22 protein-coding genes are annotated in these 23,337 nt (G+C 67.3%); 4 read left to right on the top strand and 18 right to left on the bottom strand.

Annotation, left to right across the window (positions count from 1 at the left end; all coding sequences use genetic code 11):
- Window positions 1–4: 4 nt before the first annotated feature.
- The 7 genes from ACSQ3M_RS22195 to rimP form a co-directional block, all read right to left on the bottom strand.
- Entirely contained in the window at window positions 5–2,068 is a 2,064-nt protein-coding gene (locus tag ACSQ3M_RS22195) for a methyl-accepting chemotaxis protein (protein ID WP_436152237.1), read from the bottom strand.
- A gap of 171 nt (window positions 2,069–2,239) precedes the next feature.
- On the bottom strand, window positions 2,240–3,184 hold the full coding sequence (gene truB / locus ACSQ3M_RS22190; protein ID WP_436152236.1) for a tRNA pseudouridine(55) synthase TruB: 945 nt from the start codon (window positions 3,182–3,184) through the stop codon (window positions 2,240–2,242).
- Window positions 3,177–3,611 (bottom strand): 30S ribosome-binding factor RbfA, encoded by a 435-nt coding sequence (gene rbfA / locus ACSQ3M_RS22185; RefSeq protein WP_436152235.1) that lies wholly within the window; start codon window positions 3,609–3,611, stop codon window positions 3,177–3,179. The genes truB and rbfA overlap by 8 nt, the downstream gene beginning before the upstream one ends.
- Window positions 3,612–3,712: 101 nt before the next feature.
- Window positions 3,713–6,547: a translation initiation factor IF-2 gene (gene infB, locus ACSQ3M_RS22180; RefSeq protein WP_436152234.1), complete on the bottom strand. Its 2,835-nt coding sequence runs from the start codon at window positions 6,545–6,547 to the stop codon at window positions 3,713–3,715.
- Window positions 6,544–7,233 carry an RNA-binding protein gene (locus ACSQ3M_RS22175; protein ID WP_436152233.1) on the bottom strand — a complete coding sequence of 230 codons (690 nt, stop codon included), beginning with the start codon at window positions 7,231–7,233 and terminating at the stop codon, window positions 6,544–6,546. The genes infB and ACSQ3M_RS22175 overlap by 4 nt, the downstream gene beginning before the upstream one ends.
- A gap of 17 nt (window positions 7,234–7,250) precedes the next feature.
- Entirely contained in the window at window positions 7,251–8,846 is a 1,596-nt protein-coding gene (gene nusA / locus ACSQ3M_RS22170; protein WP_436152232.1) for a transcription termination factor NusA, read from the bottom strand.
- A 5-nt stretch (window positions 8,847–8,851) separates the two neighbouring features.
- Entirely contained in the window at window positions 8,852–9,550 is a 699-nt protein-coding gene (rimP, locus tag ACSQ3M_RS22165; protein WP_436152231.1) for a ribosome maturation factor RimP, read from the bottom strand.
- Window positions 9,551–9,791: 241 nt separating this feature from the next.
- Between rimP and ACSQ3M_RS22160 the strand changes: the two genes are divergently transcribed.
- Complete coding sequence (locus ACSQ3M_RS22160) at window positions 9,792–10,907, top strand: DUF2336 domain-containing protein (RefSeq protein ID WP_436152230.1); 1,116 nt, start codon at window positions 9,792–9,794, stop codon at window positions 10,905–10,907.
- Here ACSQ3M_RS22160 and trmB read toward each other — a convergent pair.
- The 3 genes from trmB to ACSQ3M_RS22145 all read right to left on the bottom strand — a co-directional run bounded on the left by trmB (window position 10,855) and on the right by ACSQ3M_RS22145 (window position 13,460).
- Window positions 10,855–11,547 carry a tRNA (guanine(46)-N(7))-methyltransferase TrmB gene (gene trmB, locus ACSQ3M_RS22155; protein WP_436152229.1) on the bottom strand — a complete coding sequence of 231 codons (693 nt, stop codon included), beginning with the start codon at window positions 11,545–11,547 and terminating at the stop codon, window positions 10,855–10,857. The two genes, ACSQ3M_RS22160 and trmB, sit on opposite strands and share 53 nt — an antisense overlap.
- A gap of 138 nt (window positions 11,548–11,685) precedes the next feature.
- A complete protein-coding gene (gene metK, locus ACSQ3M_RS22150) occupies window positions 11,686–12,891 on the bottom strand; it encodes a methionine adenosyltransferase (protein ID WP_436152228.1) in 1,206 nt (401 codons plus the stop codon).
- Between the two features lie 158 nt (window positions 12,892–13,049).
- Entirely contained in the window at window positions 13,050–13,460 is a 411-nt protein-coding gene (locus ACSQ3M_RS22145) for a helix-turn-helix domain-containing protein (protein WP_436152261.1), read from the bottom strand.
- A gap of 97 nt (window positions 13,461–13,557) precedes the next feature.
- On the opposite strand from ACSQ3M_RS22145, the gene ACSQ3M_RS22140 reads away from it, so the two are divergent.
- The 3 genes from ACSQ3M_RS22140 to ACSQ3M_RS22130 all read left to right on the top strand — a co-directional run bounded on the left by ACSQ3M_RS22140 (window position 13,558) and on the right by ACSQ3M_RS22130 (window position 15,357).
- On the top strand, window positions 13,558–14,340 hold the full coding sequence (locus ACSQ3M_RS22140) for an autoinducer binding domain-containing protein (RefSeq protein ID WP_436152227.1): 783 nt from the start codon (window positions 13,558–13,560) through the stop codon (window positions 14,338–14,340).
- Between the two features lie 92 nt (window positions 14,341–14,432).
- Window positions 14,433–15,077: an acyl-homoserine-lactone synthase gene (locus ACSQ3M_RS22135; RefSeq protein WP_436152226.1), complete on the top strand. Its 645-nt coding sequence runs from the start codon at window positions 14,433–14,435 to the stop codon at window positions 15,075–15,077.
- Window positions 15,070–15,357, top strand: a complete 288-nt coding sequence (locus ACSQ3M_RS22130) for a hypothetical protein (RefSeq protein WP_284167329.1) — start codon at window positions 15,070–15,072, stop codon at window positions 15,355–15,357. The genes ACSQ3M_RS22135 and ACSQ3M_RS22130 overlap by 8 nt, the downstream gene beginning before the upstream one ends.
- A gap of 99 nt (window positions 15,358–15,456) precedes the next feature.
- On the opposite strand, the gene ACSQ3M_RS22125 is transcribed toward ACSQ3M_RS22130, so the two are convergent.
- From ACSQ3M_RS22125 to ACSQ3M_RS22090, 8 genes are all read right to left on the bottom strand, one after another.
- Window positions 15,457–15,873 carry a helix-turn-helix domain-containing protein gene (locus ACSQ3M_RS22125; RefSeq protein ID WP_436152260.1) on the bottom strand — a complete coding sequence of 139 codons (417 nt, stop codon included), beginning with the start codon at window positions 15,871–15,873 and terminating at the stop codon, window positions 15,457–15,459.
- A gap of 79 nt (window positions 15,874–15,952) precedes the next feature.
- Window positions 15,953–17,551: an apolipoprotein N-acyltransferase gene (gene lnt / locus ACSQ3M_RS22120; RefSeq protein ID WP_436152225.1), complete on the bottom strand. Its 1,599-nt coding sequence runs from the start codon at window positions 17,549–17,551 to the stop codon at window positions 15,953–15,955.
- On the bottom strand, window positions 17,548–18,540 hold the full coding sequence (locus ACSQ3M_RS22115; RefSeq protein ID WP_436152224.1) for a hemolysin family protein: 993 nt from the start codon (window positions 18,538–18,540) through the stop codon (window positions 17,548–17,550). Before ACSQ3M_RS22115 ends, lnt begins: the two co-directional genes overlap by 4 nt.
- Window positions 18,537–19,019, bottom strand: a complete 483-nt coding sequence (ybeY, locus tag ACSQ3M_RS22110; protein WP_436152223.1) for an rRNA maturation RNase YbeY — start codon at window positions 19,017–19,019, stop codon at window positions 18,537–18,539. Before ybeY ends, ACSQ3M_RS22115 begins: the two co-directional genes overlap by 4 nt.
- A 116-nt stretch (window positions 19,020–19,135) precedes the next feature.
- Window positions 19,136–20,290 (bottom strand): PhoH family protein, encoded by a 1,155-nt coding sequence (locus tag ACSQ3M_RS22105; RefSeq protein ID WP_436152222.1) that lies wholly within the window; start codon window positions 20,288–20,290, stop codon window positions 19,136–19,138.
- 172 nt (window positions 20,291–20,462) lie between these two features.
- Complete coding sequence (gene miaB / locus ACSQ3M_RS22100; RefSeq protein ID WP_436152221.1) at window positions 20,463–21,818, bottom strand: tRNA (N6-isopentenyl adenosine(37)-C2)-methylthiotransferase MiaB; 1,356 nt, start codon at window positions 21,816–21,818, stop codon at window positions 20,463–20,465.
- Between the two features lie 125 nt (window positions 21,819–21,943).
- Window positions 21,944–22,741 carry a lysophospholipid acyltransferase family protein gene (locus ACSQ3M_RS22095; protein ID WP_284167335.1) on the bottom strand — a complete coding sequence of 266 codons (798 nt, stop codon included), beginning with the start codon at window positions 22,739–22,741 and terminating at the stop codon, window positions 21,944–21,946.
- Between the two features lie 96 nt (window positions 22,742–22,837).
- A complete protein-coding gene (locus ACSQ3M_RS22090) occupies window positions 22,838–23,335 on the bottom strand; it encodes a GNAT family N-acetyltransferase (protein WP_436152220.1) in 498 nt (165 codons plus the stop codon).
- Window positions 23,336–23,337 lie beyond the last annotated feature (2 nt).

Raw genomic sequence — 23,337 nt, 5'->3', positions numbered from 1 at the left:
CTCCTCAGAACTCCTCCCAGCCATCGTCCCCGGCGCGGCCGTTGGCGGCCTTGCGGGGTTGAGCCGGGGCTGCGGGGCGCGGCTCGCGGCGCGGCGCGGCGGCTTTGCTCTGGGCGAAGGCGGCCTCGGCGAGCTGGCGCAGCCGCTGCGGCTCGGATTCCGGCACGGTCGGTCTAGCGCTGGGCCTGGCTACGCGGGTGGCCGCCGGCCGCGCCACGGGGCCGGCAGAGGCCGATCCAGTGGCCGTGGCGATGCTAGCGTTGCTCCCTGTCCGGAAGCTGGCCACCAGCGTGTTGAGCTCGCTGATGCGGCCCGACAGCGCCCCGGCCGAGGCGGCGCTCTGTTCGGCCAGCGCGGCATTCGCCTGCGTCATCTCGTCGAGATGGGCGACCGCCTGGCTCATCTCGTCGATGCCATGAGCCTGCTCGGCCGAGGCCGCCGAGATCTCCTGGATCGTACCGGTGACCTTCTGCGAGGCCGACAGGATCTTCTCCAGCGAGTCGCCGGCCCGGCGCACCAGCTTGACGCCGGTCTCGACCTCGCTGTTCGAGGAGGAGATCAAACCGGAAATGTCCTTGGCCGCCTCGCTCGAGCGCTGCGCCAGGGTGCGAACTTCGCTCGCAACGACGGCAAAGCCTTTGCCCGCATCGCCGGCACGGGCGGCCTCGACCGCGGCGTTCAGCGCCAGCAGATTGGTCTGGAAGGCGATGTCGTCGATCACCCGGATGATGTCGGAGATCTTCTTCGAGGCCTGCTCGATGCGGGCCATGGCCGCGACCGCCTCGCCGGCGATGGCGCCGCCATCCTGCGCCGCCTTCATCGCCTCCTCGGCGATCGCCGCCGCCTGGCGCGCGCCTTGCGCCGAAGCCTTCACCGAGGCTGCCAGCTCTTCGGTCGTTGCCGCTGTCTCTTCCAGCGACGAGGCCTGCTCCTCGGTGCGCTTCGACAGATCGTCAGCACCGGTGTTGATCTCGCGCGCTGCCATGCCGACCTCGGCCGAGGTCGCCTGAATCGTCGAGACCGTCACCGCAAGGCGATCGACGGCCTCGTTGAAATCGGCGCGCAGCTGCTCGTACTCCGCCGGGAAGACGTCCTCGATCCGGCAGGTCAGGTCGGCCTGGGCAAGCCGCTCCAGCCCAGAGGCGAGGGCACGGACGATCGCCTCCTGCTGTCGTGCATGGTCGCGCTGCTGCTCCGCCGCGCGCTCGCGCTCGGCCTGATTGCTGCGGCGCTCGGAATCGCTGCGCTCCGATTGCTCCGTCGCTTCGGTTTCCAGCCGCGCCTTCTCGATCGCGGCCTGGCGCAGGATGGCGACCGCATCGGCCATGGCCGCGACCTCGTCACCGCTGCGAAGCTTCGGCGGCTCGCTGGCGAGGTCGCCAGCAGCCAGCTTCAGCATCGTTTCCTTGAGCTGGCCGAGAGGCCTCAACATCCGGCGCGTCAGCCAGAACAGCAACGCTCCACCGATCGCAGCGATCACAAGGCCTGCGGCGACGTTGTTGCGGATCATCTCGTCGATGACGGTGAGGAAGTCCGATTGCTTGATGCCGACATAGAGAATGCCGATCACCGCGTTGTTCGACGTCTGGATGATCGGTTCGTAGATGGTGAAATAGGGAATGCCGAGGATATCGGCGGCGCCCGAGTAAGTCCGGCGCTCCTTGAAGACGGCATCGTAGGCCGGGCCCTGTGCCAGCTTGGTGCCGACCGCGCGCGAGCCATCCGGCTTCTGCACATTGGTCGAGACGCGCGTGTCGCCCATGAACACGGTCGCCGTCCCGCCGGAGAGCGCCTTGACCTTGTCGACCGCGGCGAAGTTGCCGTTCACCAATTCGGAGCCGAAATAGAGCTTGTCGCCATCGAGCCGCGCTTCGCCCTTGGAGGTCAGGACATCGCGCAGCAGGTTGCTGTTGACGATCAGGCTGGCCTGAGCCCGTTCGCGCATCGCGCTGTCGGCGGCGCGGATCGACAGGACGACCGACGCAGCCACGGCGGCGGCGATAATGACAACCCCGAGGATGGCGAGCCGGTTCGAGATTGGTAGCCAGAGCGAGGCGAGCTTCTTCACGAGTGGCTCCTTGGGTTGCCGGGGCAGACTGGCACTCAAGGAGGTCGCTAAACTGGTAAATTTCGTTTTAAAGGGGGCTATTTCTGCCGGAAAACAGCCGATTTCCGGCGATTTTGGCGCTGTTTCCGAGCAGTTTTCGGACGACTGCGTGCAATCCAGAAACGGGCTCGCCTACAGGTTGAAGACGCGATGCGGGACGAATTCGCCCTGCGCAATCGAGCCAGTGGCGATCAAGACGCCGCCACTCACCGCATAGACCGCCTCCGCTTCCAGCGGCGCGTCGCGACCGCGCAGCAGCACGCTCTGGCCGCGCTTGAGCCTGAGCGCGGCGTCGCGGTGCACGACGATCTCGGGGATCAATGCCAGCGCCGCCGAGACCGGCAGCAGCGCCTGTGTGGCGTTGTCGCCATCGCGCAGCGCCTCGACGGTTGCCGCATCCGCTATCGAGAACGGCCCGACGCGGGTGCGACGCAGATGCGCGACATGGCCGAGGCAACCGAGCGCCAGACCGAGATCGCGGGCGATGGCGCGGACATAGGTGCCCTTGCCGCATTCGGCCTCGAAGGTGGTGGTCGGGCCGTCGTGCCGGACGATGCGCAGCGCGGTGATCTCGACCGGGCGTGCCTGCAGCGTCACCTCCTCGCCGTCGCGGGCGAGATCGTAGGCGCGCTCCCCGGCGATCTTGATCGCCGAGAACTTCGGCGGCACCTGCTGGATCGTTCCGGTGAAGCGCGGCAGCAGGGCCGCGATCGCGGTTTCGTCGGGACGCTGCTCCGAGGTCGCGACGACCTTGCCCTCGGTATCGTCGGTATCGGTCTGCGAGCCCCAGGCCACCGTGAACTCGTAAGCCTTGCGGCCATCCATGACGAAGGGCACGGTCTTGGTCGCTTCGCCGAGCGCGATCGGCAGGAGGCCAGACGCGAGCGGATCGAGGGTGCCGGCATGGCCGGCCTTCTTGGCGCAGAAGGCGCGCTTGACCACGGCGACGGCATGGGTCGAGGTCATGCCAAGCGGCTTGTCGAGCACCACCCAGCCATGCACGTCGCGCTTCTTTGGGCGCGGCGAGGGCGCCTGCTGCGGCTCCTCCGCCGCGGGTTGGCTCGTGGCCTCAGTCATCGTTCTGATCGTCCTGCTGAATCCGCAGCGGCTGCTTCAGGAGGTCCTGGCGTACCTTCTCGGAATAGAGCAGCGCGTCGACACGCTCGGCCTCGGCGAAGCTCTCATCCCGCAGGAAGCGGACATTCGGCGCGTATTTCAGGTTCACGCGCTGGGCGATCTCGCCGCGGATATAGCGCGTATGGCCGCTCAGCGCCTTCAGCACCGGGGCGACGTCCTGGCCGCCGAGCGGCATAATGTAGCAGGTCGCGAGCTTGAGATCGGGCGAGAGCCGGACCTCGGGCACGGTGATGACGTACTTGGCCAGGACGTCGTCATGAATCTCGCCGCGCGCCAGCATCTCGGCGAGCGCATGGCGGATGAGCTCGCCGACGCGGAGTTGGCGCTGCGAGGGGCCGGAGCCCTGTGAGTTGGGTTTTTTTGCCATGGTTCTCGTTCTCCGGGGTCGGACCGGACGGACGGGTTTTAAACGTCATGGCCGGGCGAAAGCCCGGCCATCTGGAATATCCCGGGGAGCAAGCGGGCCGATCAGAGCGTCCGCTTGATCTCCTCGACGCGATAGCACTCGATCACGTCGCCGGCGCGCATGTCCTGATAGTTCTCGAAGGACATGCCGCACTCCTGGCCCGCCACCACTTCCTTGGCGTCGTCCTTGAAGCGCTTGAGCTGGGCGAGCTTGCCCTCGTGAACCACGACATTGTCGCGGATCAGGCGGACATTGGCGCCGCGCTCGATCGTGCCGTCGGTAACACGGCAGCCGGCGATCTTGCCGACCTTCGAGACCGCGAAGATCTCGAGGATCTGAGCATTGCCGAGCATGGTTTCGCGCAGGGTCGGGGCCAGCAGGCCCGACATCGCCGCCTTCACGTCATCCACGAGATTGTAGATGATGTTGTAGTAGCGGATTTCGACGCCGGCCCGTTCAGCCGCCTCGCGCGCTTCCTTATGGGCACGCACGTTGAAGCCGATCACGGCGGCGCCCGAAGCCTGGGCGAGCGTGACATCGGATTCCGTGATCCCGCCGACGCCGGACGAGAGCACGCGGGCGCGGACCTCATCATTGCCGACCTTTTCGAGCGTGCCGACGATGGCCTCGACCGAACCCTGCACGTCGCCCTTGACGACGAGCGGGAATTCCTTGCGGCCAGCGCCTTCCTTGAGGTCGCGCATCATCTCGGCGAGCGAGCGGCCGGCGGCCGATCCGCCGCCGCGTGCGGCGATACGGTCGCGCTTCTGGCGCTCACGATAGTCGGTGATCTCGCGGGCGCGCGCCTCGGATTCGACGACCGCAACGCGGTCGCCGGCCTCGGGCGTGCCGTTGAAGCCGAGCACCTCGACCGGGAGCGACGGCAGCGCCTCCTTGATGTGGGCGCCTGTATCGCCGATCAGGGCGCGGACGCGGCCCCATTCCGAGCCGGCGACGATGATGTCGCCGGTGCGCAATGTGCCGCGCTGGACCAGCACGGTCGCGACCGGGCCACGGCCACGGTCGAGCTTGGCCTCGATCACGGTGCCTTCGGCGGCACGCTCGGGATTGGACTTCAGGTCGAGCAGCTCGGCCTGCAGGGCGATCGCCTCGAGCAGCTTGTCGAGATTCTTGCCGGTCTTGGCCGAAACCTCGATCTCCAGCGTCTCGCCGCCGAGCGTCTCGACCTGGATCTCGTATTGCAGCAGCTCGGAGCGCACGCGGTCCGGGTTGGCGTCCGCCTTGTCGATCTTGTTGATCGCCACGATCAGCGGCACCTTGGCCGCCTTGGCGTGGTTGATGGCCTCGACCGTCTGCGGCATGACGCCGTCATCGGCCGCGACGACCAGCACGACGACGTCTGTCACCTTGGCGCCGCGGGCGCGCATCGCCGTGAAGGCGGCGTGGCCCGGGGTGTCGATGAAGGTCACCTTCGCGCCTGCCGGCGTCGTCACCTGATAGGCGCCGATATGCTGGGTGATGCCACCGGCTTCACCGGTGACGACATGGGTCTGCCGGATCGCGTCGAGCAGCGAGGTCTTGCCGTGGTCGACATGGCCCATGATGGTCACGACCGCAGGGCGCGAAACCAGGGTCTCGTCGGTGTCCGGCGTGTCGAACAGGCCTTCCTCGACGTCGGATTCGGCGACGCGCTTGACGGTGTGACCCATTTCCTCGGCCACGAGCTGGGCGGTGTCGGCGTCGATCACATCGGTGATCTTGTGCATCGCGCCCTGCTTCATCAGCAGGCGGATGACATCGACGCCCCGCTCGGTCATGCGGTTGGCGAGTTCCTGGATGGTGATCGTCTCCGGGATAATCACCTCACGCATCACGCGTTCCTTGGCGACGTCCGAAGCACGGTGGCCCGTCATGCGCTGCACGCGGCGGCGGAAGGAGGCGAGCGAGCGGGTCCGCTCATCGTCTCCGCCGGTCGCGGTCGACAGCGTCAGGCGGCCGCGCGGCTTCTCGCCGACCTTCGGGGTCTTGGGCGCCGGAGCCGGTGCGCCTCGCGGCGCGCCGGGAGCGCCACCGGGACGGCGGAAAGCGGGACGCGCCTCGCCGTCATCGGGACGGCTGCGCGGTGCGCCTGCTGAAGAGGGCGCCTGCCGAGCGGGCCGCGCGACGAGCGGCTCGGCCGTCGCATTGGCGTCGGGGCGCGGCGGCCGCGGCGTGTCGGCGCGCGGACGGCGGACATCGAGGCTCGGCGGCCTTGCGCCGACATCGCGCATCGGTGGGCGCGGCCCACCGAATTCGCGCGATTCACGCGGGCCCGACGGAGCGGGGCGCGGCGTCTGTGCGTAGGTCGGGGCGGAGGGAGCGGCAGTCTGCGTGGCGTCGCGCACCGGTGCGGGCCGCGGCGGCGCAGATTCCTCGTTCATGCGCTGGCGGGCTGCGCTTTCGGCCCGACGCTTGTGATCGTCTTCCTGCCGGCGGCGGTCTTCTTCCTCGCGCTGGCGGGCCTGGGCGGCTTCGCGCTCGGCGCGCTCACGCTGTTCGCGGGCGGCGCGCTGGCGCGCTTCCTCCTCAGCGTGGGAGCGGGCTTCGGCCTCGCTGGCGCGCGCATCGGAGAGGGCGCGCTGGCGCGCATCCTTCTCGTCGTCCGAGAGCGTGCGCAGCAGCATGCCGCTGGCCGGCCGGTTGACCTGCGGCGCTGCCTGAGGCGGCTGCGGCCGTGTAGGAGCCGGAGCCTGGGGCGGCTGGGGCGCGCGTGCTACGGGAGCCGGCGCGGGCTCGTGGCCGGCGGCGCGGCGCTTGACTTCGACGACGACCTGCTTCGAGCGCCCATGCGAGAAGCTCTGCCGGACCGTGCTCTGTTCGACAGGCCGCTTCAGCGACAACGTCTTGGGAGGCGTCACGCTCAGGGTCTTGTCGCCGGGGGTCTTGGTATCACTCATTCCGCGTTCGGTCCTACCGGTTCGGTCTTCGTCTGGTCACGTGCGTCGGATTCAGTCGGGTCCATAAACGCTGTTTCGCCAGCATCGTTCGTCCGAAACCGGACGAGCCGACGCCAGCGCGCGAGGAAACCCTCAGTCGCCGGACCCGGAGCAAGCGCTGCATGTATCACATGCTCACGCCCGAGCGCCAGTTCCAGTTCGGCTGCGGCAAAAATCGCCACGACCGGTATCTCTTTCGGCGTCGACGCCCGTCGGAGCGCTTGGCCGATCTTGCGTCTGCCGTCCTCAGCGCCGTCGCTGGCGGCGATCACCGCGGCAGTGCGCCCGGCTCCTGCCTTCGCCTCGACCTTGGCGAAGCCGGTCGAGACCAGTCCCGCCTTGTTCGCCATGGCCAGCGCCTGGATCGCATCCCTGACCAGCAGGGCATCGACCTCGGCGGCGAGATCAGGCGAAACCACAACCTTCACCTTCAGCGAGCGCTCGAAGGCACGCCGCTTCACCGCTTCGCCGACCGCCGCAGCGCTGAGAGAAACCCAGACGCCGCGTCCCGGCAACTTGCGCCTGATGTCCGGCACCAGCACGTCGCCGGGGCCGACCACGAAACGGATCAGATCCTCCGGCGCCCGCGCCTGTCGCGTCACCGCGCAGGTCCGTTCCGGACCCTCGCGCAGGCCGCGCTGGCTCATCTCGATGTCGCTCCGGCTCAGGCCTGCGACTCCTCGGTTTCAGCGTCGGTTTCAGCGTCGGGCTCCGGCGCCTCGACCCAGCCCGCCTTGATGCGGGCCGCCATCACGATCGCCTCGGCGTCCTGCCGCGACAGGTCGAAACCGTCGAGATAGCCGGCATGGCGGGTGTTCTCGCCCTCCTTGCGCTCGGTCCAGCCGACAAGGTCGTCGGTGGCGCAGCCGGCGAGATCCTCGATGCTCTTCACCTCGTTCTCGCCGAGCGCCACCATCATCGCGGTGGTGACGCCCTCGATTTCACGCAGCTCGTCTTCGACGCCGAGCGCCTTGCGCTTCTCGTCGAACTCAGCCTCGATCGCAGCGAGATACTCCTGGGCGCGGTTCTGGATCTCGGCAGCGGTATCCTCGTCGAAGCCCTCGATCGAGGACAGCTCGGTCGGCTCGACATAGGCGACCTCCTCGACCGAGCGGAAGCCTTCCGAGGCGAGCAGCTGGCCGACCGTCTCATCGACGTTGAGCGCGTTCATGAACAGCTCGGTGCGCTGCACGAACTCCTTCTGGCGGCGCTCCGATTCCTCGGCCTCGGTCAGGATGTCGATATCCCAGCCGGTGAGCTGCGAGGCGAGGCGGACATTCTGGCCGCGGCGGCCGATGGCGAGCGAGAGCTGCTCGTCCGGCACCACGACCTCGATCTTGTCGGCTTCCTCGTCGAGCACGACCTTGGCGACTTCTGCCGGCTGCAGCGCGTTGACGACGAAGGTCGCGACATCCGGCGACCACGGGATGATGTCGATCTTCTCGCCCTGCAGCTCGCCGACCACGGCCTGCACGCGCGAGCCGCGCATGCCGACGCAGGCGCCGACCGGATCGATCGAGGAATCGCGGCTGATCACCGCGATCTTGGCGCGCGAGCCCGGATCGCGGGCGACGGCCTTCACTTCGACGATGCCGTCATAAATCTCCGGCACTTCCTGGCCAAACAGCTTGGCCATGAACTGCGGATGGGTGCGCGACAGGAAGATCTGCGGGCCGCGCGGCTCGCGGCGCACGTCGTAGACATAGGCGCGGGCGCGGTCGCCGACCTTGAAGGTCTCGCGCGGGATCATCTCGTCGCGGCGGATGATCGCCTCGCCGCGGCCGAGATCGACGAAGACATTGCCGTATTCGACGCGCTTGACCGCGCCGTTGACGATCTCGCCGATGCGATCCTTGTACTCGTCATACTGCCGGTCGCGCTCGGCTTCGCGCACCTTCTGCACGATGACCTGCTTGGCCGACTGGGCGGCGATGCGGCCGAAATCGAAAGGCGGCAGCGGATCGGCGATGACATCGCCGACCTGGGCGGCCGGGTTGTGGCGCTTGGCTTCGTCGACCGTGATCTCGACGGCGCCGTTCTCGACGAGATCGACGACCTGGAGATGGCGCGCCAGCCGGAGCTCGCCCGATTTCGTGTTGATTTCGGCATGGACGTCGGTCTCGGCGCCGTAGCGTGAGCGCGCCGCCTTGGCGATCGCGTCCTGCATCGCGTCGATCACGATCTGGCGGTCGATCGACTTCTCGCGGGCGACCGCTTCGGCGATCTGCAACAGCTCGAGCCGGTTGGCGCTGACAGCCATGGCGCTCACTCCTCTTCCTGTGTGTTCTGCACCGGTCCCTTGCGGCCCTTGCCCGGCTTGCGGGCCTTGGGATCGCGGGGACCGAGCGACTTGCCGCGCCCGGGTACGGGCTGGGCGATCTCGTCGGCAGGCGGCATGTGCGGCGCCAGGCCGGACTTGCCGCGCCTGAGCGACTCGGTGACGAGCGCGTCGGTCAGCATCAGACGCGCCTCGACGATCAGCCGCATCGGGATCGCGACGTCGCGCTCCTCCTCCGTCTTGGCATCGTCGCGCGTCAGCAGGGCATCGGTGCCACTGGCACCACGCAGGATGCCACGAAAGCGCTTGCGGCCGGCATGGGGCTCGCTCGTCTCGATCTTCGTCAGATGGCCGGCCCAGCGTTCGAAATCGCCGGGCCTGACCAGCGGGCGGTCGATGCCCGGCGACGAGACCTCGAGATGATATGCCGCCTGGATCGGATCGTCGACGTCGAGCGCCGGGGAAACCGCCTGGCTCACGGCCTCGCAGCCTTCGACGTTCATCGTGCCGTCTGGCAGCTCGGCCATGATCTGGACGGTGCAGCCGTTCTGGGCACTGATGCGCACGCGCACCAGCCGGTAGCCGAGATCCATGATCGCCGGCTCGATGATCGCGGCGACGCGCGCGGCAACGCCGCTCTCGACGACGATCCGTGCTTCCTGATCCTGAACGTTCTGCCCGCCCATTCCGATGGCTCGCCCGTCTCCTGCGATTGCAAGGGCTCGAGATAGGGTTCGGCCAACAAAAAAGAGCGGGCCGGCGGGCCCGCTCTTGATCGCCGGCTTACACCGAAACCAGAGCTGTTGGCCGCTATCTAGTCCTGTTTCGGCGATCTTGCAAGCGCCTCCGCGATTGCGGCGATCCCGCTAACCCGCTGGTCATTCTTGGTTGCTACAATAGCTGAAAGGTGTGTCGCGAGGTTGCGTGATGAGTTCTGTCGGTGCGTTGCTGCGCGATCTCGAGATGACGATGGGGCGCGGCTCGAGCGGTGAGCGCGCGGCGATCCTGGCCCGGTTGACGGACCTCTTCCTCAGCACGGCCAAGGGCATGGGCGAGGACCAGGTCGGTGTCTTCGACGTGGTCATCGGCCGGCTGGCCCGCGCGATCGAAATGCGGGCGCGTATCGAGCTGGCCGAGCGGTTGGCGCCCGTCCCCAATGCGCCGAGCGGCGTCGTGCGCCAGCTCGCGCTCGACGAGATCGCGGTTGCCCGGCCGGTTCTCGTCGGCTCGCCCCGCCTCAGCGACCATGATCTCGTCGCCATCGCGGCAGCCAAGGGGCGCGACCACATGCTCGCCATCACCGAGCGCCCCGATCTCGGCGAGCCGGTCACCGATTTCCTGATCCTGCGTGGCGGGCGTGTCGTGACGCATGCCGTCGCCGCCAACCAGACCGCCCGCTTCTCGCGGCACGGCATGGGCGTTCTCGTGATGCGCGCCGCTCAGGACGATGCCTTGCAGGCGACGCTCGGCGCCCGCGCCGACATTCCGGCCGATCTCGCCGAACAATTGATGTCTGCGGCCAAGAGCTCGGTCCGCCGCCGCCTTGAAGCCTCGCTCGAGCCGGCTCTGGCAGGAGTGGTCGCGAGCGCGGTCGAACGTGGTGCCGAGGCCGTCTCGGTCCAGGCGACCATTGGCGACGAGCTCGGCCGCTTCGGAAAGGCGCTGGCTGACGTCAAGGCCCTCGACGAGGCCGCCAAGCTCGATGAATCCGTGATCGCACAATATGCGACGTCCGGCGCGGTGGAGCATGCCATCTGCGGCGTCGCCACCCTGGCTCGTCTGACCTTGCCGGCGACCGAGCAGATCGTGTTCGGCCCGGATCGCGACGCGGTTCTGTTGGTGGCGCGCGGCATGGGTTGGTCCTGGGAGACAACCAGGGCGCTGATCGGCCTGCGCAAGAGCGATGGCAAGTCGGCGGCACTGCTGGAGCGAGCCCGCCAGAGCTTCCGCAACCTCACGCCGACGACGGCGCAGCGTGTGCTCGGCTTCCTCAGGATGCGCGACGGTGCGCAGTCAGATAGCTCGGCACCCGCCCGGCGTTGACCGCCTTGGCTTCGTAGCGCGTGCGGACCCAGCCGGGATAGGGCCGGCGCCAGTCCTCGGCGCTCTCGTCGACCCAGTCAAAATCGGGCGAAGCGAGGAGGCGCGCCAGCGTCCAGCCGACATAGTCGTCGATATCGCTGGCGAAGCGGAAGCGGCCACCCGGCCGCAGCACCCTGGCGAGCAGCGCGAGCGTCCGTTCGGAGACGAAGCGGCGCTTGCGCTGACGACGCTTCGGCCAGGGGTCCGGATAGAGCAGATCAGCTGCGTCGATGCTCCCGGCCGGCAGCAGCGGCAGGAGCAGCGCGGCATCGCCGTCCCAGAGTCGGATGTTGCGCAGGCCCTCCTGTTCGATCACGGCCAGGAACTTGGCCATGCCGTTGACGAAGGGCTCGACGCCGATGAAGCCGATCTGGGGGCTCTCCCGCATGCGCGACAGGAGGTGCTCGCCGCCGCCGAAGCCGATCTCGAGCCTGATTGCTTCGACCGAAACGGGGAAGAGCGTTTTCAGGTCCGGAATCGGCCCTTCGGGCAGGCGGAGCGCCGGCAAAGTCTCGGCGATGCGCTCCGCCTGGCCCTGACGCAGCCCCTTGCCCTTGCGCCGGCCGAAGAAGGCCCGTTCTGAATCGTGCTGGTCTGTCATGAGAAGGCCTTAGCGCGCTTTTCCGTACGGCTGTTATCAGCCGAGCGATAAGAATTCGCGCAAATCAAAGCAGCGCGCCGTCAAAGGAAAAAGGCCGGGGTAGAGCCCCGGCCTTCGGTTCCGCGCAAATGGCGTGAATCAGGCGACAGCCTTCTTCAGCGCATCGACCAGATCGGTCTTCTCCCAGGAGAAGCTGCCGTCGCGGCCAGCCTTGCGGCCGAAATGGCCGTAGGCCGCCGACTTGGCGTAGATCGGCTTGTTGAGGGCAAGATGGGTGCGGATGCCGCGCGGCGTCAGGTCCATGACCTTGCCGAGCACGGCTTCGAGCTTGGCCTCCTCGACCTTGCCGGTGCCATGCAGGTCGACATAGATCGACAGCGGCTCGGCGACGCCGATCGCATAGGCGAGCTGGATCGTGCAGCGGTCGGCGAGCTTGGCCGCGACGACGTTCTTGGCGAGATAGCGCGCCGCATAGGCGGCCGAACGGTCGACCTTGGTCGGATCCTTGCCGGAGAAGGCGCCGCCGCCATGGGGAGCCGCGCCGCCATAGGTGTCGACGATGATCTTGCGGCCGGTCAGGCCGGCGTCGCCGTCAGGACCGCCGATCACGAACTTGCCGGTCGGGTTGACGTGCCAGACGGTATCCTTCGAGATCCAGCCATCGGGCAGGGTCTGGCGGATATAAGGCTCGACGATCTTGCGGACATCGGCCGAGGAGAGCTTCTCGTCGAGGTGCTGGGTCGAGAGCACGATCTGGGTGACGCCGACCGGCTTGCCGTTCTCGTACTTGACCGTGACCTGGCTCTTGGCGTCGGGGCCGAGCTTGGCAGCCGCGCCCTCGCCGGCATGGCGGGCCTTGGCGAGGACCTCGAGGATCTTGTGGGCGTAGTAGATCGGGGCCGGCAGCAGCTCGGGGGTTTCGCGGCAGGCATAGCCGAACATGATGCCCTGGTCGCCGGCGCCGACGTCCTTGTTGCTGGCCTCGTCGACGCCCTGGGCGATGTCGGCCGACTGCGGGTGCAGCAGCACGTCGATCTTCGCCTTCTTCCAGTGGAAGCCGTCCTGCTCGTAGCCGATGTTGCGGACCGCCTTGCGCGCGGCCGACTTCACCTTCGACTTGATCTGCTTCTCGTCGAGATGGGTGCGGACCTCGCCGGCGATCACGATGCGGTTGGTGGTCGCCAGCGTCTCGGCAGCGACGCGCACCTGCGCCGGATCATGACCCGCCTTGATCGCTTCCTTGAAGAACAGATCGACGATCTCGTCGGAGATCCGGTCGCAGACCTTGTCCGGATGGCCTTCGGAGACGGATTCGCTGGTGAAGAGATAGTTCTGGCGGGACACGGTCGGGGGATCCTTCCCAAGCTGCGATGCGGCGCCGGCGGATAGCCGGGTGCAAATAAAAAAGCGCAGCGTCTTTTGCAGCGGAAAGGTTCGCCGTCAAGGCAAGAAATTCTTTTCATCGACATTTCGTTCGTCGAGGCGAACAAAAAACTGCGGAATCAGGCAATTTCCCCGGAGTCATGCGCCAGAGCTTCGACAAGGTCGATGACCCGTCGACGTATGCGCGGGTTCTTGATGCGCACGAACGCCTTCGACAGTTGAACGCCCTCGCTCGTCGAGAGGAAGTCGGCGACATAGGCAGTGGCCGCGGCGTCGGCGAAACCGCCTGCAACCGCCTCTCCAGCCGGGGCACCTTCGAAAAAGAAAGCAACCGGCACGCCCAGCATCTTGGCGATCTGCTGTAACCGGCTGGCGCTGATTCTATTGGTGCCCTTCTCGTATTTCTGGATCTGCTGAAAGGTCAGGCCGAGCGCGTCGCCGAGTTTCTCCTGGCTGATACCCGCCATCATGCGCTGCATGCGCACGCGGCTGCCGACATAGCGATCGATCGGGTTCGGGAGTTTCTTCAGCATGGGCCGCTCACCTCATTTCGCAGTCAACCGCACTTCCGACTTCGCGTCTACCGCCGCTGCTTGCAGGAAATAGACGGGTATTCGTTGGTATGCGTTGATTCTTGGCCGCTCTAGGCCGAAACTGACTCGTCAGGGAAGGCGGGACATGTCGGGACGGCATTTCAACGCGGGACGGGACGCGCTCGATTTCATCGACGATCTGAATGCCCTCGCCGATCCCACGGCGGTGATCGCCGCCTTGCGCGACAAGCTCGCGAGCTACGGTTTCCATGCCTTTCTGATCACTGGCCTGCCGGAGGTCGGGGACCGCATCGATCCGCTCGTCCTATTGAACGGCTGGCCGCCGGGCTGGTTCGAGCTCTATCTGGAGAGGTCGTTCTCCGACTGGGATCCGATCGCGGCCCACTGCAAGAAGACCATCGACCCGTTCGCCTGGGCGGATGTTTACCGAGACGGGGACGCCTCTGACCGTCAACGAGAGGTGATGCATCGGGCCCGCGACTTCAACATGATCGAAGGGTTCTGCGTGCCGATCCATGGCGAATCAGGCTTCCAGGCGGTCGTCACCATGGCGGGTGATCGGCCGGACCTGTCGCGGCAGGCGCGCTCGGCCATTCATCTGATGTCGATCTACGCGCACGGCAAGGCGGCGGATTGCTTGCGGCCGCCGCGCCTCGATCATGTCCTGACCGTCCGCGAACGTGAGGTCCTGACCTGGTTCGCGACCGGCAAGACGACCGAGGGCGTCGCGGAGCGTCTCGGCGTTTCGGCGGGGACCGCGGAAGCACATTTCGAGAATGCTGCCAGGAAGTTGGGCGTGCGCGGACGCACGCGCACGGTCATCGAAGCCTATCGCCGGGGCGAAATCAGCATTTGAGCTGAGTCCGGCCGCATTCTTCCGGAATTCCGGAATACCCAGCCTGAGAGAAAGGCGGCAGCCTGCGCTCCTTCAAGGGAGGGGAGGCGGCGATGATCCATATTGTCGATGCCGGCAATCGGCATCTCTACGGGGCCGAAATCGAGCAGCATTTCAGGATTCGGCACCAGATTTATGTTGGTGAGCGCAAATGGATGGCGCTCGAGCGACCCGATGGTCGGGAGGTCGACCAGTTCGACACTGAGGATGCGACTTATCTGCTCGCGCTCGAGAACGGGCGCGTGATCGGCGGCACGCGGCTCGTTCCGACGCTGTCCCCGCATCTGATGGCGGATGTGTTCCCGTTTCTAGCCGATGTGCGCGGGCTCCAACGCGGTAGCGATATCGTCGAGTGGACGCGCATCTTCGTCGTGCCGGAACGGCGCGGCGGCGGCAGCAAGGTTCTGCACACCGTTCTGGCTGGGGTGTTCGAGCATTGCCTGGCCAACGACATCGCCGCGATCACGGTGGTGATGGAGACCTGGTGGATGCCGCGCTTCCTGGAGCTGGGCTGGGAAGTCCGGCCGCTCGGCTTGCCGGCGATGATCGACGGCATGAGCTGCGTCGGCACGATCATTACTGTGAGCGAAGAGGCTTACCGTCGCACCCTCGCCTTCAAAGATATTGCTGCACCGGTCATCCAGCCGCGCCGCGAGGCAAAGCGGGCTCCGGGCGAGCGGAGGATTCCGCATGGCTAGTCAACACGATGCCGACAGCAGTCGCGCCAAGATCGAATACGCGCTCGGACTGCTCACCAACCTGCTGCGCAATCAACCGGTGCATCAGGAGCTGGTGGACGTCGCATACCGCATGGACCTGCCCGACGAGCTCTGGCTCGCGGTCCAGATCCTCTCCATGTCGGAGCCGGATCAGGTGAAGCTCCGGGATTTCCTGCTGGTGAATCCCAGTCCACAGCTGCAGCGGATCAACCGGAGCACGCTCGTCCTGACACAGGAGAAGGCACCGGCTCTGCACTGACGCTGGTCGGCAACGTTCGCGTGGGCGGGGCGCCGGCCATATTTCATCAGCCTGGCCGGGTCAGTTTCCCGGCCGTGGCTCCGCCCGGGTGATCGAGCGCTATTGCTCGATGGTCTCGGGGGGTGCGTCGCCGAGCGACTCGACCAGGTCGACGAGGCGGCGGCGCACGCGCGGGCTTTTGATGCGCACGAACGCCTTGGTCAGCTGCACGCCCTCGCTGGTGGCGAGGAAATCGGCGACATAGGTCGTGGCCGACGCATCGGCAAAGCCGCTTTCGATCGTGTCGTCGTTCGGAGCCCCGTCGAAGAAGAATGCTACGGGAACGCCCAGCATCTTCGAGATCTGCTGCAGGCGGCTGGCACTGATCCGGTTGGTGCCCTTCTCGTATTTCTGCACCTGCTGGAAGGTCAGGCCGAGCGCTTCCCCGAGCCGTTCCTGGCTGACGCCGGCAAGCATGCGACGCATGCGGACGCGGCTGCCGACATGGCGATCGATTGGGTTGGGTACTTTCTTCATCAGCATTTTGGCCGGCCCCTTTTGCTATTCTTCGTTCAGACCTGTCGGCGGCCTTCCCGTGAGAAAGTTCCAAATGGGATCACCGTCGCCGCATTAATACTCCAGCGAGCAATAAGCTGGCAACTACACCTGCAAAGAAAACATCTCCGAACCGGGAATAGGGCGTGGCCGGTCCTGCCCGCGGCAGGGAGGTGTCGAGAACGCCCGTCTCGCCGAGCGGCAGGGCCGCGCGAATCCGGCCATAATGATCGACCACTGCCGAGATTCCGGTATTGGCGACGCGCACCAGCGGCAGCCCCTCCTCAATGGCGCGCAAGCGCGCCTGCGCGAGGTGCTGATAAGGTCCGCTCGTCTGCCCGAACCAGCCATCATTGGTCAGGTTGAGGATGAAGCCTGGTCGCGGGCCGCTCGGCATCGCCTCGCCGGGAAAGATCACCTCGTAGCAGATCAGCGCCGCGGCGGGTGGCAGACCGCGGATCTGCAAGGGCGTGCGCCGGCTGCCGGACGCAAAGCCGCCGGGGACCGAGACGAACTCCGACAGGCCCACAGTGCGGATCAGTCGCTCGAGAAAGGGTGGCAGATATTCGCCAAAGGGCACGAGATGCACCTTGTCGTAGCTGCCGGTGATCACGCCCTCGTCGTTCACCACCTGGATTGAATTGTAGATCGGCGGCCGGCTCTCGCCGGGCAAGGTCTCGCCGGCGCGGGCTGCTCCCGTGATCAGCGTCGTGTTCGGCGGCAACAGGGCGGCGATCCGTGCCAGCGCCTGCGGCGTGCGCCCGAGCAGGAAAGGGAAGGCTGATTCCGGCCAGATCAGATGCGTCGCGTCCTGCACGCCCGTCGTCGCCGGGCTGGTCGCGCGGTCGCTCAACGAAAGATAATGCGACAGGATCATCTCGCTGTTGCGCGGGCTGAATTTCGCGTCCTGCGGCAGGTTCGGCTGCATCAGGCGCAGTTTCACGCCGCTGACCGCCGCGACCGGCTCGCCGGGAACCCGCCAGGCGCCGAAGCCGGCCATGGCGGCAAGCGCCAGCACCGCCAACATCGGAGTTCGCCAGCGCGCCACGCCCTCCTCGCCTGTCCCGAGTATTGCCGGCGCCGCGCCGATCGCGACCGCGAGCGCCGTCAGCCCGTAGAGCCCGATCAGGCTGGCGCTCTGGGCGAGCCAGGCGGGCCCGGCCAGCATCATGCCGTAGACGTTCCAGGGGAAGCCGGTGAGGATGTGGCCGCGCAACCATTCGCTCAGCGCCAGCGCAGCAGCCAGCACCAGGATGCGGCCGGCGCCAGTGGGCCAGAGTGCACGCGCCAGCACGAAACCGGCGGCCGGAAAGAGCGCCAGGAAGGCCGGCAGTGCGACGACACCGAGCGGCATTGCCCAGGCGAACTTGTCGGCCTCGACCAGGAAGGCGGCGCCCAGCCACCACAGGCCGGCGAGGTGGTAGCCGAAACCCCACCACCAGCCTGCTGTCGCAGCCGCCCAGAGGCGGCCGCGTCGGCTTTCGGCGACGGAGCCATCGATCAGCCAGACTGCGGCTGTCATCGGCACGACCATCAGCGGCCAGAGGTCGACCGGCGCCAGCGCCAGGGCCCCGCAGGCGCCGCAAAGGAGCGCGATCAGTCTGCGCGGCCAGCCCCAGGCGAGGATGACGCGGTCGGCCAGCGCCGCCATGCTCGTCATGCGGCGTCCGGCGCCGCTGGTGCTTCAGTCGAGACCTGGTCGCGGCGATGGATGCGCAGGCGCTTGACCCGGCGCGGATCGGCATCGAGCACCTCGAATTCGAGATCCTCCGGCCCCTGGATCAATTCTCCGCGCACCGGCACGCGGCCGGCCAGGGTCACGATCAGCCCGCCGAGCGTGTCGACCTCCTCGGCGACCGCCGCGCTCGACAGATCGATCCCCGTCGCCTGTTTCAGCTCGTCGAGCGTGGCGCGGGCGTCGGCGATGAAACGGTTCTCGCCGGCGGGCGCGATCGCCGGGGCTTCGTCGAGATCATGTTCGTCCTCGATGTCGCCGACGACGATCTCGACCAGATCCTCGATCGAGATCAGCCCGTCGGTGCCGCCATATTCGTCGATCACCAGGGCGATATGCGTGCGCGTCGCCTGCATCCTGACCAGGAGATCGACCGCCGGCATCGAGGGCGGCACATAGAGCACCGGCCGCAGGATCTTGGCCTGGGCCAGCGTCATCGACAGGTCGATGGCCCCCAGACTCGGTCCGGCACTGACCTCCGCCTCGCCGCGGGCCCGTCGGCCCGGCTTGGCGCGCGCGGCGATGAAGTCGAGGAAGTCGCGGATGTGGATCATCCCGCGCGGGTCGTCGAGCGTCTCGCCATAGACCGGCAGGCGCGAATGGCCGGCGGTGCGGAACAGCGCGAGCAGGTCGCCGAGCGTCGCCTCCGACGAGACGGCGATGATGTCAGCGCGCGGCACCATCACGTCGGCGACGCGGCGCTCGCGCAGGCTCAGCACATTCGACAGCATCGCCCGCTCTTGCGGGGACAGGTCGGTGATCTGGCCGCTGTTTTGCGCCAGCGCCTCGGTGATGTCCTCGCGGATCGAGCCGCCCTGGCGCAGGCCGAGCTTGTCGAGAAACTGGCCGAGCCAGTGCGACAGGCCGCGGCCAGTCGGTTCCGACGATGAAGAAGATCGGGGGTCGTCGCTCATGACGCAGGCTGGGTGCTCGTGTTTTTATCGGTCGTCGGGTGGGGCTGTATCGGTTCGGGGTCCGAACCGGCATAGGGATCTGCAATACCGAGCCGCGCAAGGGCAGATGTCTCGAGCGCTTCCATGCGCTCGGCCTGGTCCTCGGTCTCATGGTCTTCGCCGACGAGGTGCAGAAGGCCGTGGATCACGAGATGGCTGAGATGGTCGCCGAAGGACTTCTCCTCGGCCTCCGCCTCGCGGGCGACCGTCTCGAAAGCGAGTACGATGTCGCCGATGACGGGGCTCGCCGCGATCTTCTCCGGCGGCGCGGCCGGGAAGGACAGGACATTGGTCGCCTTGTCGAAGCCGCGCCAGTCGCGGTTGACGATGCGGATGCGCTTGTCGTCGGTCAGGAGCAGGCTGAGCTCTGCCTCCGGCAGGGGCTTGACCGGGGCCAGCGCCAGCCCGGCTTCGACGGCGGCTACGATCCGGGGCCGCAAGTCCGCGATCTCGCGCCAGCGCCGCGATTGGATTCGAATGTCGAGCGAAGGCCCGCCGATGGCGGGCTCCGATGTCCCGGTTCGCGGCGCCGAGCGCCGCGATCGAGGTCGATCGTTCATCGCGGCCGCTCCCGCGACAGCATGCGCTTCAGCCCCTCGGCATCGCCCTCGACGGCCCCATCCGGTGCGGGCGGCAAGGCAGCGAGGCGGGCTTCGCGCTCGTCGCGCTCCTTTCGGGAGGCGTCCTCATAGGCCATGACGATGCGGCGCACGAGCTCGTGACGCACCACGTCGCCCTGCTCGAAGCGGGCGTGGCCGACACCCTCGACGCCGGACAGGAGCCGGACCGCTTCGACCAGGCCCGAGCGCTGGCCCGGCGGCAGGTCGACCTGCGACGGATCGCCGGTGATGATCATGCGCGAGCCCTCGCCCAGGCGGGTGAGGAACATCTTCATCTGCACCGAGGTGGCGTTCTGCGCCTCGTCGAGCAGGACCACGGCGTTGGTCAGCGTGCGCCCGCGCATGAAGGCGAGCGGGGCGATCTCGATCATGCCCGTCTGCAGGGCGCGCTCGACATGGCGCGGCTCCATGAAGTCGTTGAGTGCGTCGTAGATCGGCCGCAGATAGGGATCGACCTTCTCGCGCATGTCGCCGGGCAGGAAGCCGAGACGCTCACCGGCCTCGACGGCCGGCCTCGACAGCACCATGCGCTCGACCACGCCCTGCTCGATCAGCGAGACCGCGTGGCCGACCGCAAGCCAGGTCTTGCCGGTGCCGGCTGGGCCCTCGGCGAGCACGAGCTCGTGGCGCTTGAGCTGGCGCAGATAGGCATCCTGCGCCGCGTTGCGGGCCCGGACCGGGCCGCGCTTGCGTGTCACCACCGCGTCGAAGGCAGCCTTTCCGGCATTATCGGAGGGAAAGAGCGAGCGCTGCACATTGCTCTCCTCGATCGCGCCATCGACTTCGCCGAGATTGACCGCAGCGCCAGTCTTGGCGCGGGCATAGAGAGTCCGCAGCACGCGGCTCGCCTGATCGGCGGTCTCGCGCGGGCCCTTGATGGTGACGTGGTTGCCGTTCGGGCTGACGACGATGCCGAGGCGGCGCTCCAGATGCGCCAGATTCTGGTCGTACTGGCCGAAGACCAGTCCAGCGATCTGGTTGTCGTCGAAGGTGAGTTCGACCTCCGCGCCGGGCAGGCCCTCGCGCGTCGGAGCCTCCTCGCGGCGCGCGGCACGCTCGGCTCTCGGATTGAATTGATCGGCCTGGGCCAAAACCGTTGTCTCCATTCGGAATGAGTCGGACAGGCGCAGTCACCAGAGCCGGATCCGATCAGGTTGTTTCAACCCGGTCGGGGAATCCGTCTCTCACTTTTAGATAGAGACCCAACGGGCTCTAACCATCACCGCAACGCCGACACCATCGCACGCTACGCACCAACTCTCGTCAGGCAGCCAGATTCGGCCGCTCGACAGCGCGGCCGAACAGCGAGTTCGATCCGGCGCGCTCGATCTCGACCAGGACGCGCTCACCGATCCGGTGCGTCGCGCTCTCGATCTGGACCGCCTGCATATAGGGCGTCTTGCCGGCGAGCTGGCCGGGATGCCGGCCGGCACGCTCGATCAGGATCTCGACGCTGCGGCCGACCATGGCGCGGTTGAACGCCTGCCGATGCTCCTCAACCAGGCCCTGCAGCCGCTGCAGCCGCTCGTCCATCACCGCGAGCGGGACCTGCTCGGCGAGCTCGGCCGCCGGCGTGCCGGGGCGCGGCGAGTACTTGAACGAATAAGCCGAGGCGAAGCGCACATCGGCGATCAGCCGCAGCGTCTCCTCGAAATCCGCATCGCTCTCGCCGGGGAAGCCGACGATGAAGTCGGAGGAAAGCGCGATATCCGGCCGTGCCGTGCGAATCCTGTCGATCAGCCGGCGGTACTCGTCGGCCGTGTGCTTGCGGTTCATTGCCGCGAGGATCCGGTCCGAGCCCGCCTGAACCGGCAGGTGCAGGAACGGCATGACCTGCGGCAGGTCGCGATGGCTGGCGATCAACTCGTCGTCCATGTCGCGCGGATGGCTCGTCGTGTAGCGGATGCGCGCGATCCCCGGCACCTCGGCGATGCGGCGCATCAGTCGCGCCAGGGTCCAGACCCCGCCATCCGGCCCCTCGCCATGATAGGCGTTGACGTTCTGGCCGAGCAGCGAGACGTCCTGCACACCGGCTTGCGCCAGCCGCTCGACCTCGGCGATCACCTGCGTGACCGGACGGGAGAATTCGGCGCCGCGCGTATAGGGCACGACGCAGAAGGCGCAGAACTTGTCGCAGCCTTCCTGCACGGTGACGAAGGCCGAGATGCCACGCGCCAGGATCGCCGCCGGCTTCGGTGCCGGCAGATGACCGAACTTGTCCTCCGGCGGCAATTCGGTGTCGACGACGCGGCCATGCCTTGCCTGCGCGAGCAGCTCCGGCAGGCGGTGATAGGTCTGTGGGCCGATGACGAGGTCGACAGCAGGCTGCCGCCGCTGGATTTCGGCGCCTTCCGCCTGCGCGACGCAGCCGGCGACGACGAGCGTGGTTTCGCGCCCTTGCGCCTTCCGCTCGCGCTTCAGGTCGCGCAGCTTGCCGAGTTCGGTATAGACCTTGTGCGCGGCGCGCTCGCGGATATGGCAGGTGTTGAGCAGGATGAGGTCGGCGTCGTCAGGCGTCGCAGTCTCGACATAGCCCTCCTGGCCGAGGACGTCGGCCATGCGCTGGCCGTCATAGACGTTCATCTGGCAGCCATAGGACTTGATGTGGACTTTCTTCATCAACGCTGATCCGGCCTCAACCGCGTCTCCTTATCCCGATCACCCACCGAATGGGAATCATATCGCTTCCGATGGCAGGCACGCAATATCCGGGCCGCTGCCGTCCAACGCGAAGCGAATCTGGCTCAGCCGCGTGACCGGCCGGTGACGGCGTCCTGCCGCGCCCGCCGGATCGCGATCTCGGCGAGGCGCGTCGCCTCCTTGCGCGAGAGCTTGCGGCCCATGCGGATCGGTTCGCCCCAGGAAAGCTCGACATCGATGGCGCCGGAATTGATCATCGCCTGGAAATGCGGCGCGAGTTCGGTGTCGCCGTACCAGGATAGCGCCGAGCGCTCGGCCCGCCCGCCGCGCAGTCCGTGGAAACCCGTATAAGTGACGCAGAGCGGATAGACCGTGGTCTCGGCCTCGTCAGCCCCGCGCACGGCTTCGTGAGCGGCCCCGAGCAGCGAGGAGCGAAGCGGCAGGACGCGTGTCCCGTCGCCGGTGGTGCCTTCGGCGAAAAGCACTACACACTGCCCGTCCTGCAGGCGGCGGCCCATCTCGCTGGCGACGCCGGCAGTGGCGCCGCGGCGCATCCGGTCGATGAAGACGGTGCGCTGCAGCGTCGAGAGCCAGCCGACTACCGGCCAGGTCGCGACCTCGGCCTTGGCGACGAAGGAGAGCGGACCGGTCGTGCCGATGACGGGGATGTCGAGCCAGGAGGTGTGGTTGGCGACGATCAACCCGCCTTGCCCGGCCGGCGGAGCTGCACCGCGCGTGCTGATACGCACGCCGAAGCAGCGGCAGCCCAATTTCTGGAACAAGCGGGTGAAATAGAACGGCCGCCCGAGGCGCATCGCGACGAGCTGCGGCGGGATCAGGATGAGCGTGCCGAGGACGAGCAGCGCGAGCCGAACCATGGCGCCGGGACGGAGGCCTTTCATGCTGAGCCGTTCATTCTCTGCGTTGGCGCCCCGCTTCTGCGACTTCGGCTATAGTCGGACCTCTGACGGCCGTCTATGCCGCCGGCGCGTGGAGGCTCAACCGAGATCGCGCCGCATCACCAGCGCCGCGGCTCGGCTGCCATCCGGCTTTGGGTAATAGCCCTCGCGTCGTCCGACGGTCTCGAAGCCGAGCCGGCGATAGAGGGCGATCGCAGGCGCATTACCCTCCTCGACCTCGAGGAAGAGCCGCGCCGCACCACGCGCCGCCAGCTGCGCCAGATGGGCAGCGAGCAGCGCCTGCCCGAGCCCGCTCCGGCGCCTCGAGCCGCCGACGACGATGCTGAGAACCTCGGCTTCGTCGGCTGCCATGCGCGACATCACGAAGCCGCATGGCTCGCTGGCGCTGCCGATGAAGACACCTTCGCTGACGACCGCGCGATCGGCCAGCAGCGCCGCGCATTCACTGGGGTCCCAGAGCCGCGCGAAGCCGCCCTCGTGGTGCAGGGCCGCGATTTGCCCGGCATGGCGGACGTCGAGCGGCCCGGTTCGGCCCGTTGCCGACCGGCGCCTAAACAGGGATTGGAGCCAGCCCATCG

It is taken from the genome of Allobosea sp. LjRoot90 (assembly GCF_964254315.1).
Classification (GTDB): Bacteria; Pseudomonadota; Alphaproteobacteria; order Rhizobiales; family Beijerinckiaceae; genus Allobosea.
The sequence above is the reverse complement of the archived record's forward strand: the minus strand, read 5'-3'. Positions and strand labels throughout refer to the sequence as shown.

What these genes read in the sequence shown, in the direction of transcription:
- truB (WP_436152236.1), bottom strand. Translation starts at nt 3,184, where the DNA reads ATGACTGAGGCCACGAGCCAACCCGCGGCGGAGGAGCCGCAGCAGGCG.
- rbfA (WP_436152235.1), bottom strand. Translation starts at nt 3,611, where the DNA reads ATGGCAAAAAAACCCAACTCACAGGGCTCCGGCCCCTCGCAGCGCCAA.
- infB (WP_436152234.1), bottom strand. Translation starts at nt 6,547, where the DNA reads ATGAGTGATACCAAGACCCCCGGCGACAAGACCCTGAGCGTGACGCCT.
- ACSQ3M_RS22175 (WP_436152233.1), bottom strand. Translation starts at nt 7,233, where the DNA reads ATGAGCCAGCGCGGCCTGCGCGAGGGTCCGGAACGGACCTGCGCGGTG.
- nusA (WP_436152232.1), bottom strand. Translation starts at nt 8,846, where the DNA reads ATGGCTGTCAGCGCCAACCGGCTCGAGCTGTTGCAGATCGCCGAAGCG.
- rimP (WP_436152231.1), bottom strand. Translation starts at nt 9,550, where the DNA reads ATGGGCGGGCAGAACGTTCAGGATCAGGAAGCACGGATCGTCGTCGAG.
- ACSQ3M_RS22160 (WP_436152230.1), top strand. Translation starts at nt 9,792, where the DNA reads ATGAGTTCTGTCGGTGCGTTGCTGCGCGATCTCGAGATGACGATGGGG.
- trmB (WP_436152229.1), bottom strand. Translation starts at nt 11,547, where the DNA reads ATGACAGACCAGCACGATTCAGAACGGGCCTTCTTCGGCCGGCGCAAG.
- ACSQ3M_RS22135 (WP_436152226.1), top strand. Translation starts at nt 14,433, where the DNA reads ATGATCCATATTGTCGATGCCGGCAATCGGCATCTCTACGGGGCCGAA.
- ACSQ3M_RS22130 (WP_284167329.1), top strand. Translation starts at nt 15,070, where the DNA reads ATGGCTAGTCAACACGATGCCGACAGCAGTCGCGCCAAGATCGAATAC.
- ACSQ3M_RS22125 (WP_436152260.1), bottom strand. Translation starts at nt 15,873, where the DNA reads ATGAAGAAAGTACCCAACCCAATCGATCGCCATGTCGGCAGCCGCGTC.
- lnt (WP_436152225.1), bottom strand. Translation starts at nt 17,551, where the DNA reads ATGACGAGCATGGCGGCGCTGGCCGACCGCGTCATCCTCGCCTGGGGC.
- ACSQ3M_RS22115 (WP_436152224.1), bottom strand. Translation starts at nt 18,540, where the DNA reads ATGAGCGACGACCCCCGATCTTCTTCATCGTCGGAACCGACTGGCCGC.
- miaB (WP_436152221.1), bottom strand. Translation starts at nt 21,818, where the DNA reads ATGAAGAAAGTCCACATCAAGTCCTATGGCTGCCAGATGAACGTCTAT.
- ACSQ3M_RS22095 (WP_284167335.1), bottom strand. Translation starts at nt 22,741, where the DNA reads ATGAAAGGCCTCCGTCCCGGCGCCATGGTTCGGCTCGCGCTGCTCGTC.
- ACSQ3M_RS22090 (WP_436152220.1), bottom strand. Translation starts at nt 23,335, where the DNA reads ATGGGCTGGCTCCAATCCCTGTTTAGGCGCCGGTCGGCAACGGGCCGA.